Source organism: Pseudonocardia ailaonensis, from assembly GCF_039531635.1.
Classification (GTDB): Bacteria; Actinomycetota; Actinomycetes; order Mycobacteriales; family Pseudonocardiaceae; genus Pseudonocardia; species Pseudonocardia ailaonensis.
Window position 1 is genome coordinate 459,895 of sequence record NZ_BAAAQK010000028.1, and the last position, 18,997, is coordinate 478,891.

The window sequence follows — 18,997 nt, forward strand, 5'->3', positions numbered from 1 at the left end:
GAGTCGACGTTCAACGAGCGGCGTGCAGAACATCGACGGTCATAGACTTTTTGCCATGGACCACGAGATCAGGATCTGCGAACGCTGCTACTCGGTGATCGACGACGGGCAGCCCTTCCTCGCCCTCGCGCACATCGACCGGGCCGACCCGGACGGCACGGTTCACTGGCGCAACGCCTACGTGCACGCCATCGGCGCAGCCCGCGACCAGGACCGGACCCCGGCCCCGCTCCCCGAGGCCTGCCCCGCCTGAGCGACCCTCACCCGCCGGCCACCAGCCGCACGGCCGGTACGGGACCGGCTCGCCCGAGGAGCGGTGCGAGCCGGGGCGCGACCTCGGTGGCGAAGAGCTCCATCGAGCGCAGGGCCTCGGCGGCGGGCAGCCCCGGCAGCTGGAAGCAGGCGTCGACGCCGTCCAGCGCGCAGGCCGTGACGTACGCGCCGAGCTCGCGCGCCACCGTCGTCGGGCTCCCGACGACCCAGCCGAGCTGCCCACGGACGTCGTCGAGCGACCACGACGCCCTCGGCCGCGGGACCGCGACGGGCCGCGGTGCCGTGGGCGCGACGAACCGCGGCCAGAAGTGTTCCGCCGCCACCTCGGCGACCCGGCGGGCGGCCGCGTCGCTCTCCGCGACGTGGACCAGCCGGGCGGCGCGGACCTGCCCGGTGCCACCGACGGACCGGAACCCCTCGACCAGGTCCGGGTGGCGGGCGCCGCCGAACATCCCGACGAAGTAGCCGAGGCCCTCGCGCGCGGCCAGCTCCACCGAGAGCGGGTCCACAGAGGCGACCAACAGGCGCCGGCTCAGGTCGGGCAGCCGCAGCCCCAGGTCGCGACCGCGGCCGCCGGTGCGCAGCAGCCCCACCAGCTCCAGCGCGGCGCGCCGGAAGGCGGCCCGGCGCCCGGCCCGCCCGGCCGGGCCGCCCGGCCCCCGCGCCGACCCCGCACCGAGCCCGTACCGGACGCGCCCCCCGGTGAGCAGGTCCAGGGTCGCCAGCTCCTCCGCCACCCGCTCGGGCGCGGTGTCGGCGACCAGCCGCACCGCCGTCCCGAGGCCGATCCGCCCGGTGGCCCCGGCCAGCCCCGCGATCAGCAGGTGCGGGGCCGCGATTCGGCCGGACACCCCGCCGAACATCGGACCGTGCTGCTCGGTGAACCAGGCGACGTCGAAGCCCAGCCGGTCGGCGAGGACCGTCGCCCGGCACACCTCGTCGAGCACCGCCGAGTCGCGCTGGTCCGGCGTCCCCCAGCCCTGGAACAGCACGCCGATCCCGGGCCGGGGACGCGGAGCGCCCGCCATCAGATCGTGCCGAGTGCGCGGAGCACCTTCTCGGGCGTGATCGGCAGGTCGGTGATGTGGACGCCGATCGCGTTGGCCACCGCGTTCACGATGGCGCTGGCGCCGTCGTTGTTGGCGGACTCCCCGATCCCCTTGGCGCCGAACGGCCCGGTGTCCTCGTAGGTGTCGGCGAAGAAGACGTCGAAGTCGCGGCAGGCGTCCCGGGACGTGAGGATCTTGTAGTTCAGGAAGTCCGGGTTCAGGGTCCGCCCGGTGTCCTGGTCGACCTGGATCTCCTCCATGAGGGCGTAGCCGAACGCCTGCGCGGCGCCGCCGTGGATCTGCCCCTCCACCAGGACCGGGTTGATCACGTTGCCCACGTCCGAGCCCGCCACCACCCGGTCGACCGTGATGTGCCCGGTCTCCGTGTCGACGGAGACCTCGACGAACTTGCAGGTGAAGTGGGACGCGGTGGTGACGGCCCGGCGGCTCTCCTCCGCCATGATCGTCCCCCACTGGCGCATCTGCGCCGTCCGGGCGATCTCCTCGATGCTGACCGAGCGGTCGGTCCCGTGGACCCGCGCGTGGCCGTGCGCCAGCGCGACGTCCTCCACGGCGACCTCCAGGATCCGCGCCGCGAGCTCGCGCAGCTTGTCCCGCAGCTTCTCGGCGGCGAGCTTGGCCACCATCCCGGAGACGTAGGTGCTCCGGCTCGCGTGCGTGACCACGTCGTAGGGCGAGGAGTCCGTGTCGGTGACGTTGACGATGACGTCCTCGGCCCGCAGGCCCAGCGTCTCGGCGACGATCTGCGCGTGGCCCATGAGGTTCCCCGTCCCCATGTCCACCAGCGCCGTGGTGAGGTTCGCCGTCCCGTCCTCGTTGATCTTGATGGTGGACCCGGCGTACTCGAGGATGTCCGACACCTCGTTGGCCTGGCCGCACCCGGAGGTGTGGAACGCACGCCCGAGCCCGATCCCCTTGAGGATCCGGCCCTCCTTCTGTCTCGCCAGCTCGGCCCGTCGCTCCCACCCGATCCGGCGGGCCCCCGAGGTGAGGATCTCCTCGACGCCGCAGCTCTTGATGTGGTCGACGACGTTCGGTCCCTGCGCGAAGTAGGCGTCGCCGGCGCGGATGTAGTTGCGGAGCCGCAGCTCGACGGGATCGATGCCCAGCCGGTCGGCGAGGATGTCCATGTGCGACTCGATGGGCACGTTCGCCTGGGGGTTGCCGAAGCCGCGGAAGCCCGCGGCGGGCGGCGTGTTGGTGTAGATCACGTGCCCGGTGAACTTCTGGTGCGGCACCCGGTACATCGACATGAACCAGCCGCCCATGCACTTGGTGACCCACTCGCCGGAGCACGCGTAGGCGCCCGTGTCGACGTGCGCCTCCATCTCGTGCGCCACCAGCGTCCCGTCCCGCTTCATGCCGCTGCGCAGCCGCACCGTCGCGGGATGGCGACTGGTGGACATCATGTCCTCCTCCCGCGTGAGCTGCAGGCGCACGGGCAGGCCGGACTTCATCGCCAGCAACGCCGCGATCGGCTCGTCCACGTTCATGTCCAGGCGCGCCCCGAAGGCCCCGCCGAGGAAGGACTGGTGGACGTTGATCCGGCTGTACGGGATCCCGAGGGCCCGCGCCAGGTTGTGCCGCAGGCCGTGGATGGACTGCGTGGTGCACCAGACGTCGAGCCGGCCGTCCGGCCGGGGATCGACGACGATGCAGCGCCGCTCCATGGGGCTCTGCTGCTGTTTGGGCACCGTGAACGTGTTCTCGATGATCACGTCCGCCTCGGCGAAACCGGCCGCGACGTCGCCCACCCCCATCTCGACGGTGCGCAGCACGTTGCGGCGCGGGACCTCCCGCTCTTCGCCCCAGTGGACGGCGTCGTGGATGGTGGCGGCGCCGGGTGCGACGGCGGCGGACGCGTTGAGTGCGGCGGGGAGCTTCCGGTACTCGACCTCGATCGCCGCGACCGCCCGCGCGGCGACGTCCACCGACGTCGCCGCGACGGCGGCCACCACGTCGCCGACGTAGCGGGCCTTGTCCGGGATGACGAAGTTGTCCCGGGGCATGTACTCCGGCGGCAGCGCGAACTCCCGGCCGTAGGGACGCGCCGGCGCGTCCCGGTGCGTGATGACCGCCTTGACGCCGGGCATCGCCTCCGCCCGCGACGTGTCGATGCTGACGATCTCGGCGTGCGGGTGCGGGCTGCGCAGGATCTTGATGTCGAGCATGCCCGCGATCCGGACGTCGCCGACGAACTTCAGCCGCCCCGTCGCCTTGTGGATGGCGTCGAACTTCGGCACCCGCCGGCCGATGTTGGCGAACGGGTCCGAGGTCGTCCCGACGGCGGGCGACTCGGCCACCGTGTCAGTCATTTCCGTTCCCCCGCATGCCGTTCCCCCGCATCTGCTCGCCGGCCCCGGCGAGCGCCTCGATCAGCTTCACGTAGCCGGTGCACCGGCAGAGGTTGCCCGCGAGCTCCTCGGCGAGCCCGTCCGCGTCGATGTCGGGATCGTCCGCGTAGAGGGCGCAGCCGGCCATCAGCACTCCGGGGGTGCAGTAGCCGCACTGCACTCCCCCGCCCTCGACCAGCGCGGCCTGCAGCGGGTGCGGCCTGCCGGCGTCGCCGAGCCCTTCGACCGTGGCGACCGACCTGCCCTCGGCACGCAGCGCCGGGTACATGCACGAGTAGACGGCCTGGCCGTCCACGCGCACGGTGCACGTCCCGCATCCGCCGGCGTCGCAGCCGCGCTTGGTGCCGGTGAGGTTGAGCCGGTCCCGCAGCGCGGAGTTCAGGCTCTCGTACGGCTTCACGACGAGGGAGACGGGATCGCCGTTGACGACCAGCGTCAGCAGCCGGTCGTTCGCCCCTCGCCCGGTGTCGGCCGGACCGGTCCGGTTCATCGGGCCCTCGCAATCGCCTGGACCAGGCATCGAGTGATGTAGACCTTGAGCAGGTGGTTCCGGAACTCGGCGGAACCGCGGAAGTCGCTGAACGCCCGGACGTCGTCGGAGACCGCGCGTGCGGCCCGCTCGATCCGGTCGACGGTCGTGGGCTCGCCGAGGAGCGCCTGCTCGACGGTCGTCGCCCGGGTGACCTTGCGACCGATGCCGCCCCCGAGGGCGATGCGCACGTCGGTGAAGCGCCGGCCCTGGACCCGCGCCTGTACACCCACGCTGACCAGCGCCCAGTCCACGGAGTTCGTCTCGAACTTCATGAACGCACCCCCCGAGTCCGCCGGGGGCGTGGTGAAGGCGACCTCGGTCAGGACCTCGCCGAACCGCAGGTCCGGGAGGAAGAAGTCCCAGAAGAACTGCTCGATGGGCGTGGTCCGGGTCGGCCCGTCGATGCCGCGCGTGGTGACCTCGGCGTCGAGCACGACCAGGGCCGCCGGCAGGTCGAAGAACGGCAGGCTGGAGCTGATGCTGCCGCCGACCGTCGCCACGTTGCGGATCTGCATCGGGCGGATGCCGGCGATCGCGTCGGTCAGCAGGGCCAGCCGGCGGGGTTGCGTACTGCGGATGTGCCGCGCGAGCTGCGTGAACGACACGGTCGCGCCCACGTGCAGCCGCTCGCCCGTCACCGCGATCTCGCCGAGGGGCAGGCGGGTCACGTCGACGAGCGTGCGCACCTCGCCCATCCCCTTGCGGAACGCCAGCTCGTGGATCGTGGTGCCCCCGGCGATGATCTGGGCGGCGGCACCCTCGGAGTCGAGGATGCCCAGCACCTCGTCGAGCGAGGCCGGGAACACGTAGTCCTCCGGCTGGAAGATCAGTGTCGGCATCGGTCCCTCACCTGGTCCGGAGCAGCGCGGGCGCCGCCTTGCGAAGCACCCCGAAGACCACGGGGTGGTGTTCCTCGACGCGTTCGGACAGCGCCCGGAAGCGGGTCGCGTCGGCGGGCGGGCCATGGACCTCGTACTTCTTGTTCATGTACGACTCGTCGGCGACCGCCGTGTCGAGCATCATCCGCAGGAACAGCGCCGCGGGTGCCTCGAACACGACGTGCGGGTCGCGGGCCCGGCCCACGTGCACCCGCGCCTTCTCGTCGCGGACCTCGATGTGGAACGGCTGCTCGCCCTCGAGGTCGAACTGCAGCGTGCGGTCCCACCGGTCGAGCATGTCCCGGGCCTGCGGCGTGCGGTTGAGGAAGTGGACGAACACACGGATCCCCAGCTGACATTTCATGCCGGTCTTCCGCCTTTCCGATCGCGTCGCCTCGCGGCGGGCGGCCGCGAGGAACTCCGGGTTCCGGGCGGCGCACTCGCAGCAGATCGCCGCGTGGCCGGCCGCGGGATCACGGTCCATCTCCTGGGCCACGTAGGAGCGCGAGCAGACGTGGCAGCGGATCCGCGAGGCCCAGGCGTCCTCCACCTCGTCGCGCGGGTCGTACGGTCGCGTCGGCATCTCGCCGACCCGCGAGTCGACGAGCAGGGCGCCGAGGTAGACCAGGAACGAGAGGAGGAATGCGGCCGGTGCGTACCAGGTCGCTCCGACCGTGCCGGCGAAGTTGAGCAGCACGACCCCGACCACGGTGCCGGCGACCCAGGCGGACACGCCCGGCCAGTGCATCGTCGTCACCCGGCCCGGCCGGTACTCGAGCTGGTCGGGGCCGATCCCCCGGACCTTCGCCCAGATCATGTACGCGACGACGACCCCGACCCACGCGACCGTGATGATCGCGCTGTACTCGAGGGCGATCTGCAGCTTGCTCAGCAGGTCCTGCAGCATCAACAGGTAGACGACGACACCGAGGGCCACGACCCAGAACCAGCGCGGGACGGGGCGGCGGATCACCCGCCCCGCGAGGTTCCCGAGGTTGGTCGACGCGACGTAGTAGTTGGCGGTGTTGATCCGGGTCTGGGTCACCCAGATGAACAGGACCGCCCAGACGCCCATCAACCCGAGCATGCCGTCGACCGCGGACAGCTCGGTGAGCTCGCCGGAGACCAGGTGCTCGGCGAGGAAGATGCCGACGGCGGCGTTGAAGAACAGGGTGAACCCGTGGAACACCGGGCCGAACGTGAACCACCGGTGGAAGCGGAGGTCCTGGGGACGGGCGTGGCGGGCCATGTCGCCCGCGAACATCATCAGGACCCAGACGCCCATGTAGAGGGTGAAGGCGTAGAGCCAGCCGGGTCCGGAGATCGTTGCGGTCCCCTTGCCCGACAGCCACTCCGGGTTGTACCCGCGGGCGCTGATGGTCCAGATCACCGCCACCGTCACCCCGAGGATGTACACCGGCAGCAGCGCGCCGTTGAACTTGTCGAGGAACACCCGCACGCCGCCGATCGCGAGCGGCACGCTGTAGACCACCACGATCGCGAACCAGAACCACGGACCGGGCCCGCCGAACACGGTGTGCATGGCGTGCGCGACCACGGCGCCCTCGAACGTCGCGTAGAACGTCGCGATCAGGAAGAGCACCAGGGTGGCGATGGCACCGCCCCCGAGACCGAACAACATGCGCGAGAACAGGTTGATGCTGGTGCCGGTGCGGGCCGAGTAGGTGGCCATCGCCGCGCACAGCGCGCTGTAGGCGCCGACCGACAGCGCACATCCGATCAGGGCGTCGGCCGGGCCGACCACCACCGCGGCGAGGCCGCCGGTGATCAGCCAGGCCATGGCGCTGGCGAGCGAGTACCAGGCCATCGACATGGACCAGCGGCCGCTGCGTGCGCTGTGGGGGACGACGTGGGCGGCGTAGTCCTCGGTCGCGGCCCGCCGGACCACCTCGGGATCGTCGTGGAAGGTCTCCTCGAGCGGAGGAAGGTGTACTGCCCGGGTTGGGGCCATGAGGTCTCCTCGACGGTGAGAAAGCGCGGCCAGGGCGTCAGCTTCGAACGAAAAGCCATGGTGGCCAGGGGAAACGGTCCTTGTCAAGAGTTTGGCATACCAAAATTGCCTCACTCCGCACCTGCGGCCGAAACGCCTCCCCAAGCCTGCATACGCGTCGAACTGGACCGATACAGACTCGCGGAAGGTCAACTTCTCGGCGAGGAAGGAGTCCGGTCTGCGAAACTGGGGCGACGTCAGTCGAGGGGGGCCGCGGTGGATGCGACCGGAGAGGCGTCGCGGGCCGCGCCGACGGGCGAGCTCGCGGCGTCGCGGCACCGCGCCGTCGCCGAGCTGCGCCAGCAGATCATCGACGGCACGCTGCAACCCGGCGACCGGGTCGTGGAGCGGACGGTCGCGGAGCAGCTCCAGCTGTCCCGCAGCCCCGTCCGTGAGGCGGTCCAGGCACTGATCTACGAGGGCTTCCTCGTCGCCGAGTCCCCGAGGCGCATCGTGGTGCGCCGGCTGTCCCGCAGGGACGTCGAGGAGCTGTACGACGTGCGGGAGGGACTCGAGACGATGGCGACCGTCCTGGCCACGCGCAACGCGACGCACGAGGATGCGCAGCAGCTCCGGCATCTGCTCGCCGAGATCGCCGAGGAGACGGACGAGGTCGCGTTGCACCGGCTCAACGCGGACTTCCACGAGCTGATGACCCGGCTGGCCGGCAACGGGCTCCTGCGGTCCCTCACCCATCCGCTCACCGGCCGCCTCCAGTGGCTCTACCAGCAGAACTCCGACTGGGACCGGCTGCTGACCGAGCACCGGGCGATCGCGGACGCGGTGCTGAGCCGGGACGAGGACAAGGCCCGGTCGCTCGCCGCCGAGCACGCCCGCGCGAGCCGCGCGGACACCCTGGGAAAGCTGTTCCCCGACGAGGCCTGAGCCGCTCTCAGCACTCGATGACGTTCACGGCCAGCCCCCCTCGCGACGTCTCCTTGTACTTGACGGACATGTCGGCACCGGTCTGACGCATCGTCCTGATCGCCTTGTCCAGGCTGACGACGTGCGCGCCGTCGCCGTGCAGGGCCATCCGGCCGGCGTGGATCGCCTTGGTCGCCCCCACGGCGTTGCGCTCGATGCAGGGGATCTGCACCAGACCGCCGACAGGGTCACAGGTCAGGCCGAGGTGGTGCTCGATGCCGATCTCGGCCGCGTTCTCCACCTGCTCGGGGGTGCCACCGAGCACCTCGGTCAGCCCGGCGGCGGCCATCGCGCAGGCCGACCCGACCTCGCCCTGGCAGCCGACCTCGGCGCCGGAGATCGAGGCGTTGCGCTTGATGATCACCCCGATCGCGCCCGCGGTGAGCAGGAACCGCACGATGCCGGCGTCGTCGGCGCCGGGCACGAAGCGGCGGTAGTAGTGGAGCACGGCCGGCACGATGCCCGCGGCCCCGTTGGTGGGCGCGGTGACGATCCGCCCGCCGGCGGCGTTCTCCTCGTTCACCGCGATCGCGAAGAGGCTGACCCAGTCCATGACGTCCAGCGGATCGGTGGGGCGGCCCCTTGCCTCCAGCCGGGCCCGCAGGCCGGGCGCCCGGCGGCGGACCCGCAGGCCTCCGGGCAGCACCCCGTCGTGGGACGAGCCGGCCTCCACGCACTCCTCCATGACCCGCCAGATCCGCAGCAGGCCCCCGTCGATCTCCGCGGGCTCGCGCCAGGCGGTCTCGTTGCGGCGCATGACCTCGCTGACCGGTACGCCCGTCTCGGCGCATCGCAGCAGGAGCTCGTCGGCCGACGCGAAGGGATGGGCCAGGGGGGTCTCGTCCTCGGCCACGGCGCCGCCCTCACCGTCGCCCTCCGCCCGGACGAATCCGCCGCCCACGGAGTAGTAGGTCCGCGCCCGGAGCTCGTCGCGGCCCTCGTAGGCGCGGAAGATCATTCCGTTGGGGTGCCCGGGCAGCGAACGACGCCGGTGCAGCACGAGATCGTCGCGGTCGGAGAAGCGGATCTCGTGGCGCCCGCCCAGGCGCAGCCGCCCGCTGCCGCTCACCTCGGCGACCACCGCCGGCGCCCGCGCGGTGTCCACGGTCTCGGGCCGTTGCCCGCCGAGCCCCAGGACCACGGCCGGGGCGCTGCCGTGCCCGTGACCCGTGGCGCCGAGCGAGCCGAACAGCTCGGCCTTCACCCGGGTCACCCGGTCCAGCAGGCCGTCGGCCGCGAGGCCCTCGACGAAGGTGCCGGCCGCCCGCATCGGGCCGACGGTGTGCGAGCTCGACGGGCCGATGCCGATCGAGAACAGGTCGAAGACGCTGAGTGCCACGGCGCCTAGCCCGCCCGGAGCCCGGAGTAGAGGGGGCGACGCGCGGTCAGCGCCCCGACCCGCCCGCGCAGGGCGGCGCCCCGGGCCGGGTCGAAACCGGGCAGCAGCGCCTCCGCGATGACGTCGGCGACCTCGCGGAAGTCCTCGGCGTCGAAGCCCCGGGTCGCCAGGGCGGGCGTGCCGATGCGCAGCCCCGAGGTGACCATCGGCGGCCGTGGGTCGAAGGGCACCGCGTTGCGGTTCACGGTGATCCCCACCCCGTGGAGCCGGTCCTCGGCGTCCTGACCGGTCAGCTCCGCGCCGACGAGGTCCACGAGGACGAGATGGACGTCGGTGCCCCCGGTCAGCAGCCGGATCCCGGCGGCCGCGCAGTCCGCGCGGTCCAGCCGCTCGGCCAGGATGCGGGCGCCCTCGAGGGTGCGGCGCTGGCGCTCGGCGAACTCCGGCGACGCCGCGATCCGCAGGGCCACCGCCTTCGCCGCGACGACGTGCTCGAGCGGCCCGCCCTGCTGGCCGGGGAAGACCGCCGAGTTCAGCTTCCTGGCGTACTCCTGCTTCGCCAGGATCAGCCCGCCGCGGGGGCCGCCGAGCGTCTTGTGCGTGGTCGTCGTGACCACGTCGGCGTGCTCGACGGGGTTCGGGTGCAACCCGGCGGCCACCAGACCCGCGAAGTGGGCCATGTCGACGAGCAGCACGGCGCCGACGTCGTCGGCGATCCGCCGGAAGGCGGGGAGGTCGAGGCGGCGCGGATAGGCGGACCAGCCGGCGATGATCAGCGCCGGGCGGTCCGCCGCCGCCACCTTCGCCACCTCGTCCATGTCGATCAGCCCGGTCGTCCGGTCGACGTGGTAGGAGGAGACCGCGTAGAGCCGCCCCGAGAAGTTGACCTTCATCCCGTGCGTGAGATGTCCGCCGTGGGCGAGGTCGAGCCCGAGGATGCGATCACCCGGGCTGAGCAGCGCGGCCATGACGGCGGCGTTGGCCTGGGCACCGGAGTGCGGTTGGACGTTGGCGTACTCGGCGCCGAAGAGCTCCTTGGCCCGGTCGATCGCGAGCTGCTCGATCACGTCCACGTGCTCGCAGCCGCCGTAGTAGCGGCGCCCGGGGTAGCCCTCGGCGTACTTGTTCGTCAGCACCGAGCCCTGCGCCTCGAGCACCGCGACCGGGGCGAAGTTCTCCGACGCGATCATCTCGAGGGTCTCGCGCTGGCGGTCGAGCTCGGCGGCGACGGCGTGGGCGACCTCGGGATCGGCCTCGGCGAGCGGGGCCCGCAGCTGGGGGATCACCTCATCCTCCCTCGGTGAGCAGGCGGTAGGCCTCGGCGTCGAGCAACCCGTCGGCGTCGGTGTCGGGGGCGACCCGGAACAGCCAGCCCTCGCCGTACGGGTCCGCCCCCACGGCCTCCGGGGCGTCGCCGAGCGCGGTGTTGACCTCGGTGACGGTGCCGGAGACGGGGGCGAACAGGTCGCTCACGGACTTGGTGGATTCGAGCTCGCCGCAGGCGTTGCCGGCGGTGACCGCCTCGCCGACCGGGGGGAGCTCGACGAACACGATGTCGCCGAGCGCCTCGGCGGCGAACGCGGTGATGCCGATGGTGAGGACGTCACCGTCGGTACGGATCCACTCGTGCTGCTCGGTGTAGCGCAGCTCGTCGGGGGTCTGCATGTCGGGTCCTCTCAGGAACGTCGGTAGAAGGGCAGGGAGACGACGTCGACGGGCTCGGGCCGGCCGCGCACGTCGACGGTCAGACAGGTGCCGGGCTCGTCGAGCCCGCGTTCGACGAAGGCCATCGCCACCGGGTGCCCGAGGGTGGGCGACAGCGCTCCGCTGGTGATCCGCCCGACCGGCCGGCCTTCCCGCAGCACGGGGCAGCCGCCGCGGGCCGCCCGCCGCCCGCTCCCGCGCAGACCGACCAGCACCTCGCCGCCCGGGTCGTCGCGGCGCTGCAGCAGGGCCGGGCGCCCGACGAAGTCGGCCGCCTTGTCGAACCTGACGACGCGCCCGAGCCCGGCCTCGAACGGCGTCCGGTCCGGCCCGAGCTCGTTGCCGTAGAGCGGCATCCCCGCCTCCAGGCGGAGGGTGTCCCGGCAGGCCAGGCCGGCGGGGACCAGCTGGTGGACGGCGCCGACCTCGCTCAGGTGCTGCCAGGTCGCGGTGGCACGGCCGGCCGGGAGGTAGATCTCGAACCCGTCCTCACCGGTGTAGCCGGTGCGGGCGAGCAGGATGTCGTCCTCGCCGATCCGGGCGGGCATGCTCGCGTAGTAGCGCAGGCCGTCGACGGACGTCCCGGTCGCGGACTCGACGATCGCCGCGGACGCCGGCCCCTGGACCGCGATCAATGCGGTGTCCCGCGAGCGATCGAGGACGTCCGCCTCGAGCCCGGCCGCCCTGGCACCGAGCTCCTCGGCCACCCGGACCCGGTTCGACGCGTTCGCCACGACCATGAACGAGGTCTCGGTCAGCCGGTAGACGACCAGGTCGTCGAGCACTCCGCCGTCCGGGGCGCAGAGCATCGTGTAGCGGGCCCGGCCGGGTGCCAGCGCCGAGAGGTTCCCGACCAGCGCCCGGTCGAGGGCGGTCGCCGCCTCCGGCCCCTCGACGTGGATCTCGCCCATGTGGCTCAGGTCGAACAGGCCCGCGGCGTCCCGGACGGCCGCGTGCTCGGCGAGCTCGCTGCCGTAGCGGATGGGCATCGACCAGCCGGCGAAGTCGGTGAAGGCCGCACCGAGTGCGACGTGGGTGTCGTGCAGTGGCGAGCGGACGGCGGTGCCGGTGCTCATTGGGTCTCCTCCGGGGTGGGCATGGCGGGGCACGAGCAGACGAGGTTGCGGTCCCCGTGGACACCGTCGACCCGCCGCACCGGCGGCCAGTACTTGTCGCCGGGGGCGACCCCGTCCGGGAACACCGCGGTCCGCCGGTCGTAGGGCAGCGTCCAGTCGCCGGCCAGCAGGTCGGCGGTGTGCGGGGCGTTGCGCAGCGGGCTGTCCCCCACCGACGACCGCCCGTCCTCGATCAGCCCGATCTCCCGCCGGATCGCGATCAGGGCCGCGCAGAACCGGTCGATCTCGGCGAGGTCCTCGCTCTCCGTCGGCTCGATCATCAGGGTGCCGGCGACCGGGAACGACATCGTCGGGGCGTGGAACCCGTAGTCGATGAGGCGCTTCGCCACGTCCTCGGCGGTCACACCGGTGGCCTTGGTCAGCCCGCGCAGGTCGATGATGCACTCGTGGGCGACCAGGCCCGACCGTCCGGTGTAGAGCACCGGATAGTGCTCGTGGAGCCGCCGGGCGAGGTAGTTGGCGGAGAGCACCGCGGCCCCGGTCGCCGCGGTGAGCCCGTCGGCGCCCATCATCCGCACGTAGGCCCAGGAGATCGGCAGGATCGAGGCCGACCCGAACGGCGCGGCCGCGACCGGACCGATGCCGCTCTCGGGTCCGGCGTCGCCGTCGAGCGGGTGGTTGGGCAGGAACGGCGCGAGGTGGGCCCTGGCCGCGACCGGACCGACCCCCGGCCCGCCGCCGCCGTGCGGGATGCAGAAGGTCTTGTGCAGGTTCAGGTGGGAGACGTCGCCGCCGAACTCGCCGGGCCGGGCGAGCCCGACCAGCGCGTTCAGGTTGGCGCCGTCGACGTAGACCTGGCCACCTGCGCTGTGGACGAGCTCCGCGATCCGCTCGATGCCCTCCTCGTACACCCCGTGGGTGGACGGGTAGGTGACCATGATCGCGGCCAGCCGGTCCGCGTGCTCGGCCACCGTGGCCGCGAGGTCGTCGAGATCGACGTCGCCGTCCGGCCGGCAGCGGACGACGACCACCCGCATCCCGGCCAGCACCGCCGACGCCGCGTTCGTGCCGTGCGCCGACGACGGGATCAGGCAGACGTCCCGGCCAGCGTCACCGCGGGAGCGGTGGTAGGCACGGATGGCCAACAGCCCCGCGAGCTCGCCCTGGCTCCCGGCGTTGGGCTGCAGCGACACCGCGTCGTACCCGGTGATCTCGGCCAGCCAGGCGCAGAGGTCGTCGGTCAGCCGCCGGTAGCCGGCCGCGTCCGCGGCCGGGGCGAACGGGTGCAGCCGGGCGAACTCCGGCCAGCTGATCGGTTCCATCTCGGTGGCGGCGTTGAGCTTCATCGTGCACGACCCCAGCGGGATCATGCCCCGGTCCAGGGCGAGGTCCCGGTCGGAGAGCCGGCGAAGGTACCGCAGCATCGCGGTCTCCGAGCGGTACCGGTGGAAGACCTCGTGGGTCAGGTAGCCGGTCTGGCGGAGCAGCGACGACGGCAGACCGACGTCCCCGACCGGAGCGCCCTCGCCGACGGGCAGGTCCGGCGCGCCCTCGCCCATGACCGCGATCACGGTGACCACCAGCGAGGTGGTGGTCGTCTCGTCGCAGGCGACGCGGACGTGGTCGGCGTCGACGCGGCCGAGGTTGACCCCCGCCCGCCGGGCCGCGGCCACGACCCGGTCGGCCCGGCCGGGCACCCGGGCCAGCACGGTGTCGAAGAAGCGATCGTGCACGACCTCGGTCCCGGCGCCGCGCAACGCGGCCGCGAGCGTGACAGCGTGGTCGTGCACCTGCTCCGCGATCGCGCGCAGGCCCCCCGGCCCGTGGTACACGGCGTAGGAGGCGGCGAGCACCGCCGGCAGGACCTGCGCCGTACAGATGTTGGAGGTGGCCCGGTCCCGGCGGATGTGCTGCTCGCGGGTCTGCAGGGCCAGTCGGTACGCCGGCGCGCCGGACGCGTCGCGGGAGACACCGACGAGCCGGCCGGGCAGCGAGCGCTCCAGACCCGCGCGGACGGCGAGATAGCCGGCGTGCGGGCCGCCGTAGCCGAGCGGGACGCCGAAACGCTGCGTCGTCCCGCAGGCGATGTCCGCGCCCAGGTCCCCGGGCGAGCGGACGAGCGTCAGCGCCAGCAGGTCCGCGGCGATCGCGTAGCCGGCGTCCTGGGCGTGGGCGTACTCGCCGAGCTGCCGGTAGAACGACTCGTCGCGGAGCACCCCCGACGCCCCGGGGTACTGCACGACCACGCCGAAGACGTCGTCGGGCAGGTCGCCGGCCAGATCCCGGACGTCCACCTCGATCCCCACGGCCTCGGCCCGCATCCGCACGAGGGCCACCGTCTGGGGGAGGCACTCGGCATCCAGCAGTACCCGGTTCGAGCGGGACCGCGCCGTTCGCCGCATCAGCAGGACCGCCTCGGCGACGGCCGTCGACTCGTCGAGCATCGAGGCGTTCGCGGTGTCGAGCCCCGCCAGGTCGGCCACCGCCGTCTGGAAGTTCAGCAGCATCTCCAACCGGCCCTGCGAGATCTCCGGCTGGTAGGGGGTGTACGCGGTGTACCAGGCCGGGTTCTCCAGCACGGTGCGCCGGATCACCGCCGGGGTCACAGTGTCGTGGAAGCCGAGCCCGATCATCGACGGGAGCACGGTGTTGGCCGCGGCCGTCTCGCGGAGCTCCCGGACGGCCTCGGTCTCGGACACCGCGGCCGGCAGGGCCAGCGGCTTGACCGAGCGGATCCCCGCGGGGACCGCGGCGTCGAGGAGCTCGTCGAGGGTGTCGTAGCCGCACTCGGCGAGCATCGTGCGGTGGTCGGCCTCGGACGGACCGATGTGGCGGCGCGCGAAAGAAGTCAAGAGGGCTCCCGATGGGACGCACCCGGCGGACGCCGGTGCGGGGAGCCCCCTCTGTCGTTGGCCTGAGAGATTCACCGGCCGTGCGCAGCACGGACCGGCTTTCACCGTGGGCGAGGCGCGTCCGGCGCCTGCTTTCCAGAGTGGCCTGTCCCGAGCGGTGTGGGTGCCTGAGAGATTGGCGGGGCGCTTGCTCCTCCGGCGCCGGTCGCGACACTGCACGACCGTCTCTTCCGCCCGGGCGTGAACGGCCCGGTCTGAAGTTGTACGGCGGACCCTACGGCGTGACCGACGTCTCGTCCAGCGCAGGGACGGTGGCTCCTAGGCCGGGAGCGTGAGCACCCGGTACCCGGTGTCGGTGATCGCGATCGTGTGCTCCCAGTGCACGGCGCGGCCGCCGTGGGCGGTCACGACCGTCCAGCCGTCCTCGAGCTCCCGGGTCTCCGGGTCGCCCGCGGTGAGCATCGGCTCGATCGCCAGGGCCATGCCGGGCACGAGCCTCGGGCCCTTGCCCGGCTCGCCGTGGTTGGGCAGGAACGGGTCCATGTGCATGGACGTGCCGATGCCGTGCCCGCCGTACTCGGCGACGATCCCGTAGTCCGCCCGGTCCGCGATCGCCGCCGCCTCGCAGGCCTTCTGGATCGCGTGGGAGATGTCCGTCAGCCGGGCTCCGGGCGCGGCCGCCTCGATCCCCGCCCACATCGCCTTCTCGCAGGCGGCGGAGAGCGCGAGGTCCCCGTCCGACACCTCGCCGATCGCGAGTGTGACGGCCGAGTCGCCGTGCCAGCCCTCGAGGATGGCGCCGCAGTCGACGGAGATCAGGTCCCCGTCGGCGAGGACCTGCCCCGCCGACGGGATCCCGTGCACGATCTGGTCGTTCACCGACGCGCAGATGCTCGCCGGGAAGCCGTGGTAGCCCTTGAAGGAGGGGACGGCGCCGGCGTCGCGGATCGTCTGCTCGGCCAGCGCGTCCAGCTCGGCCGTGGAGACGCCGGGCTTGGCGAGCTCGCGCACCGCCGCGAGCGTGGCGGCGACGAGTGCGCCCGCCGCCCGCATGGCCTCGAACTCGGCCGGTGACTTGAGCTCGATGTCGCGCCCCCGCATCCGTGCCAGCGCACCCAGGAGGCCGCCCTTCCTGCCGGTCACGCGGGCCTCCTGTCGTGTGGCTGTCTCGCTACTTCGACGCCTCGAGTGCCGCGAGCACCCGATCGGTGATCTCGGCGACCTCGCCGACCGCATCCACGGTCACGAGCCGGTCCGCGTAGTAGCCCAGCAGCGGTGCCGTCTCGTCGCGGTAGACCTGCTGCCGGTTGCGGATCACGGACTCGTTGTCGTCCGACCGCCCGCGGCCCAGGAGCCGCGCGACGACGACCTCGTCGTCGACCCGGAACTCCACGATGGCGTCGAGTTCGACACCGTACCCGGCCAGGATCTCCGAGAGGGAGTCGGCCTGGGGCACCGTGCGCGGGAAGCCGTCGAGGATGAAGCCCTTCACCGCGTCCGGCTCCGCGAGCCGGTCCTTGACCATGCCGACGGTGACCGAGTCCGGCACGAGGTCGCCCGCGTCCATGTACTTCTTGGCCTCGACGCCCAGCGGCGTCTCGTCCCTGAGGTTGGCCCGGAAGAGGTCGCCGGTGGAGATGTGGGGAATGTCGAGCTGCTCGGCAAGACGCTCGGCCTGGGTGCCCTTGCCCGCACCGGGCGGGCCGACGAGAACGAGTCGCACTGGGACCTCGACCTCCTCTTTCTCTGCTGCCGTCACCGATGACCGCGGCGACGAGGGATGGGAGCCGGGGAGTCACGCCCGGGCAGCTCGATGGTGCATGTTCGACAGCCCGTAAAACAAGGCCACCTCATCGCACTCTAACGCAGGAAACCCTCGTAGTTCCGCTGCATGAGCTGGCTCTCGATCTGCTTCACGGTGTCCAGACCGACCCCGACCATGATCAGCACCGCGGTGCCGCCGAAGGGGAAGTTCTGGTTCTGCCCGGAGCCGGTGATGCCCAGGAAGAAGTTGGGCAGGACGGCGATGATGCCCAGGTAGAGCGACCCGGGGAGGGTGATCCGCGAGAGCACGAACTGGAGGTACTCGGCGGTCGGCCTGCCCGGTCTGATGCCCGGGATGAAGCCGCCGAACTTCTTCATCTCGTCCGCCCGCTCGTCCGGGTTGAACGTGATGCCCACGTAGAAGTAGGTGAAGAAAATGATCAGCGCAACGTAGAGGAGGATGTGCAGCCAGTTGGACTGGTCGACCAGGTAGGTCTGCACGAACGCCTGGAAGCCGCTGCCCGTGTTGCCGAGCAGCCGGGCCGCGAGGTCCGGCAGGTACAGCAGCGAGCTGCCGAAGATCACCGGGATGACGCCGGCCTGGTTCACCTTGAGCGGCAGGTACGTCGACGTGCCGCCGTACATCCGCCGGCCGACCATCCGCTTGGCGTACTGCACCGGGATCCGGCGCTGGCCCTGCTCGACGAACACGACGCTGACGATGATCGCCAGACCGAACACGCAGACACCGGTGAAGACCAGCCCGCCCGCGTTGTCCAGGATCTGCTTGCCCTCGGCCGGGATGCGGTGCGCGATGGAGGCGAAGATCAGCAACGACATGCCGTTGCCGATGCCCTTCTCCGTGACCTGCTCACCCAGCCACATCACGACGCAGGTGCCCGCCGTCATGACGATGACGATGACGGCCAGGGAGAACACCGTGCCGTCCGGGATGATGGGCCGGTCGCAGTCCTGGAGCAGCTGCCCGCTGTTGGCCAGGGACACGATCCCCGTGGCCTGCAGCACCGCCAGCGCCACCGTGAGGTAGCGGGTGTACTGCGTGAGCTTGTTCTGCCCGGACTGGCCCTCCTTCTTCAGCGCCTCGAACCGCGGGATGACCACGGTGAGCAGCTGAATGATGATCGACGCCGTGATGTACGGCATGATCCCGAGGGCCAGGATGGACAGCTGGAGCAGCGCGCCGCCCGAGAACAGGTTGATCAGCGAGTAGATCCCGGCGTTGCTGCCGTTCTCCACCTGCCGGACGCACTCCTGCACGTTCGGGTACGACACACCGGGGGACGGGATGTTCGCCCCGAGCCGGTAGACGGCCACGACCCCGAGGGTGAAGAGGATCTTCTTCCGGAGATCCGGGGTCGTGAAGGCCGCCCGGAAAGCGCTGAGCACCGCGTGATCCTCCTGGTCGGCTGCCCGCACGACGGGTGCGGGCTGCCCGCACGAGAAAAGTGCTGGGCGAGAGACGACTCTAACAGCGACGACGCCGCCCGTTCGGCCGCCCCCGTGGGGGGCCGAGCGGACGGCGTCGCCGGTCGTGCTGAGTAACTGCTCCGAGCTACAGCTCGGTGGCGGTGCCGCCCGCGGCTGCGATCTTCTCCTTGGCGGAGCCGGAGAACGCGTGCGCGCTGACGGTGAGCTTCACCCCGTCCAGGTCCCCGTTGCCGAGGACCTTGACCGGCTGGTTCTTGCGGACCGCGCCGGCCTCGACGAGCGACGCGGGGGTGACCTCGCCGCCCTTCGGGAAGAGCACGGCCAGGTCGCCGACGTTCACGACCTGGAACTCGACCCGGAACCGGTTCTTGAAGCCCTTGAGCTTGGGCAGCCGCATGTGCAGCGGCATCTGCCCGCCCTCGAAGGCCGGGGACACGGTCTTGCGGGCCTTGGTGCCCTTGGTACCGCGGCCGGCCGTCTTGCCCTTGGAGCCCTCACCACGACCCACGCGGGTCTTGGCGGTCTTGGACCCCGGGGCCGGACGCAGGTGGTGAACCTTGATCGTCTCGCTCATCAGGACTTCACCTCCTCGACCGTCACCAGGTGGCGAACGGTGTTGATCATGCCGCGGACCTGCGAGTTGTCCGGCCACTCCGAGGACTGGCGGATCTTGCGCAGGCCGAGGGCCTTCAGGGTCTCACGCTGGTTGCGCTGCCCGCCGATGGCGGAACGGACCTGCGTGACTTTCAGCTTCTTCTCGGTGTCGGCCAT

Annotated in this window: 17 protein-coding genes and 2 riboswitches; of the genes, 2 read left to right on the forward strand and 15 right to left on the reverse strand. The window is 71.8% G+C overall.

From position 1 onward, the window contains the following. Window positions 1-55 precede the first annotated feature (55 nt). A complete protein-coding gene (locus ABD324_RS34590; RefSeq protein ID WP_344427193.1) occupies window positions 56-253 on the forward strand; it encodes a hypothetical protein in 198 nt (65 codons plus the stop codon). Window positions 254-260: 7 nt separating this feature from the next. Here the strand turns inward: ABD324_RS34590 and ABD324_RS34595 are convergent, their stop codons facing one another. Genes ABD324_RS34595 through ABD324_RS34615 form a run of 5 tightly spaced genes read right to left on the reverse strand, consistent with a single transcriptional unit; the run spans window position 261 to window position 7,079 of the window. Beyond that, complete coding sequence (locus tag ABD324_RS34595; RefSeq protein ID WP_344427195.1) at window positions 261-1,301, reverse strand: LLM class flavin-dependent oxidoreductase; 1,041 nt, start codon at window positions 1,299-1,301, stop codon at window positions 261-263. Then, a complete protein-coding gene (locus ABD324_RS34600; RefSeq protein ID WP_344427199.1) occupies window positions 1,301-3,658 on the reverse strand; it encodes a xanthine dehydrogenase family protein molybdopterin-binding subunit in 2,358 nt (785 codons plus the stop codon). The genes ABD324_RS34595 and ABD324_RS34600 overlap by 1 nt, the downstream gene beginning before the upstream one ends. Next, window positions 3,651-4,187, reverse strand: a complete 537-nt coding sequence (locus ABD324_RS34605) for a (2Fe-2S)-binding protein (RefSeq protein ID WP_344427202.1) — start codon at window positions 4,185-4,187, stop codon at window positions 3,651-3,653. Before ABD324_RS34605 ends, ABD324_RS34600 begins: the two co-directional genes overlap by 8 nt. Then, entirely contained in the window at window positions 4,184-5,068 is an 885-nt protein-coding gene (locus ABD324_RS34610) for an FAD binding domain-containing protein (protein ID WP_344427205.1), read from the reverse strand. Before ABD324_RS34610 ends, ABD324_RS34605 begins: the two co-directional genes overlap by 4 nt. 7 nt (window positions 5,069-5,075) lie before the next feature. After that, entirely contained in the window at window positions 5,076-7,079 is a 2,004-nt protein-coding gene (locus ABD324_RS34615; protein ID WP_344427208.1) for an SCP2 sterol-binding domain-containing protein, read from the reverse strand. A 255-nt stretch (window positions 7,080-7,334) separates the two neighbouring features. Here ABD324_RS34615 and ABD324_RS34620 point away from each other — a divergent pair, with 255 nt between their 5' ends. Then, window positions 7,335-8,003: a GntR family transcriptional regulator gene (locus ABD324_RS34620; protein ID WP_344427211.1), complete on the forward strand. Its 669-nt coding sequence runs from the start codon at window positions 7,335-7,337 to the stop codon at window positions 8,001-8,003. Between the two features lie 7 nt (window positions 8,004-8,010). Here the strand turns inward: ABD324_RS34620 and ABD324_RS34625 are convergent, their stop codons facing one another. The 10 genes from ABD324_RS34625 to rpmD all read right to left on the reverse strand — a co-directional run bounded on the left by ABD324_RS34625 (window position 8,011) and on the right by rpmD (window position 18,997). Continuing rightward, window positions 8,011-9,381 carry an L-serine ammonia-lyase gene (locus ABD324_RS34625; RefSeq protein ID WP_344427214.1) on the reverse strand — a complete coding sequence of 457 codons (1,371 nt, stop codon included), beginning with the start codon at window positions 9,379-9,381 and terminating at the stop codon, window positions 8,011-8,013. 5 nt (window positions 9,382-9,386) lie between these two features. Further along, entirely contained in the window at window positions 9,387-10,664 is a 1,278-nt protein-coding gene (locus tag ABD324_RS34630) for a serine hydroxymethyltransferase (protein ID WP_344427579.1), read from the reverse strand. A gap of 4 nt (window positions 10,665-10,668) precedes the next feature. Then, window positions 10,669-11,046, reverse strand: a complete 378-nt coding sequence (gcvH, locus tag ABD324_RS34635) for a glycine cleavage system protein GcvH (protein ID WP_344427217.1) — start codon at window positions 11,044-11,046, stop codon at window positions 10,669-10,671. 11 nt (window positions 11,047-11,057) lie between these two features. After that, window positions 11,058-12,161 (reverse strand): glycine cleavage system aminomethyltransferase GcvT, encoded by a 1,104-nt coding sequence (gcvT, locus tag ABD324_RS34640; protein ID WP_344427220.1) that lies wholly within the window; start codon window positions 12,159-12,161, stop codon window positions 11,058-11,060. Next, complete coding sequence (gene gcvP / locus ABD324_RS34645; protein WP_425565973.1) at window positions 12,158-14,959, reverse strand: aminomethyl-transferring glycine dehydrogenase; 2,802 nt, start codon at window positions 14,957-14,959, stop codon at window positions 12,158-12,160. The genes gcvT and gcvP overlap by 4 nt, the downstream gene beginning before the upstream one ends. A 99-nt stretch (window positions 14,960-15,058) precedes the next feature. Continuing rightward, window positions 15,059-15,157, reverse strand: a riboswitch (glycine riboswitch). A gap of 1 nt (window position 15,158) precedes the next feature. After that, window positions 15,159-15,256, reverse strand: a riboswitch (glycine riboswitch). A gap of 75 nt (window positions 15,257-15,331) precedes the next feature. Then, window positions 15,332-16,114: a type I methionyl aminopeptidase gene (gene map, locus ABD324_RS34650; RefSeq protein ID WP_344427582.1), complete on the reverse strand. Its 783-nt coding sequence runs from the start codon at window positions 16,112-16,114 to the stop codon at window positions 15,332-15,334. A gap of 70 nt (window positions 16,115-16,184) precedes the next feature. Next, entirely contained in the window at window positions 16,185-16,736 is a 552-nt protein-coding gene (locus ABD324_RS34655; RefSeq protein WP_344427226.1) for an adenylate kinase, read from the reverse strand. 137 nt (window positions 16,737-16,873) lie between these two features. Further along, window positions 16,874-18,184 (reverse strand): preprotein translocase subunit SecY, encoded by a 1,311-nt coding sequence (gene secY, locus ABD324_RS34660; protein ID WP_344427229.1) that lies wholly within the window; start codon window positions 18,182-18,184, stop codon window positions 16,874-16,876. A gap of 166 nt (window positions 18,185-18,350) precedes the next feature. After that, window positions 18,351-18,800, reverse strand: a complete 450-nt coding sequence (gene rplO / locus ABD324_RS34665; RefSeq protein WP_344427232.1) for a 50S ribosomal protein L15 — start codon at window positions 18,798-18,800, stop codon at window positions 18,351-18,353. Continuing rightward, entirely contained in the window at window positions 18,800-18,997 is a 198-nt protein-coding gene (gene rpmD / locus ABD324_RS34670; RefSeq protein ID WP_344427235.1) for a 50S ribosomal protein L30, read from the reverse strand. The genes rplO and rpmD overlap by 1 nt, the downstream gene beginning before the upstream one ends.